Raw genomic sequence first — 629 nt, forward strand, 5'->3', positions numbered from 1 at the left:
GGCGTATACCGATCACGATGGCTCGCTGCACGATCTACGCCGGGGCTGAATCCGCCTACTCGCCCAGGCCGAACGCGTCGCCCGGATCAACCAGCTCGACGCCGTCACCGTCGACGTTCCCAGTGCCGCCCGCGAAGTCCTCGTCATCGGAAGCTGATATCGGGGGGACCGAACGGCCGGCGGCACCCTGCGGTCTACCGCGGCTGGTTCCCTGCCGTCTTCCGTGGCCGGTCACAGGCTGGATGCTCAGGTATCCGTTGCGCGCGGCGGTGGACAGGTCGACCACGTCGAGGATCTGGGTGTCGGGGTAGGTGCTGGGCCGGCCGTGGTGCGGTGTCGGGAGGCGGTCGCCGAGCGTGTCGCCGACGGCGGCGGTGAGCCGGATTGCGGCGTCCCTGGCGTCGATGCCGGGTACGTCGGCGAACACGATGACCGCGACCCGATAGATCGTCGAGTGGCCGTTGGTCATGGTCGGGCTGCTCCTTGCTGTGGCGGTGACGGGGTGGGCGGACTGCCAGCCACCGACGGGTGTGTCCATGCCGGGTTCCGGTGGGGCGGCCAGGTTCGCGTCAACCGCCGCATCCGTATCAGCGTCGTCCGGGCGGCGGATGTCACCGCCTGGGCACACC

General features: G+C 70.0%; 1 protein-coding gene. It reads right to left on the reverse strand.

Features of this window, described 5'->3' with window-relative positions; genetic code table 11:
• Window positions 1–55: 55 nt before the first annotated feature.
• Window positions 56–629 (reverse strand): hypothetical protein (locus tag U9980_RS17545; protein WP_322768909.1); only part of this gene is annotated, 574 nt, incomplete at its 5' end.

Source organism: Protofrankia sp. Cr1, from assembly GCF_963555865.1.
In the GTDB taxonomy this organism is placed as follows: domain Bacteria; phylum Actinomycetota; class Actinomycetes; order Frankiales; family Frankiaceae; genus Protofrankia.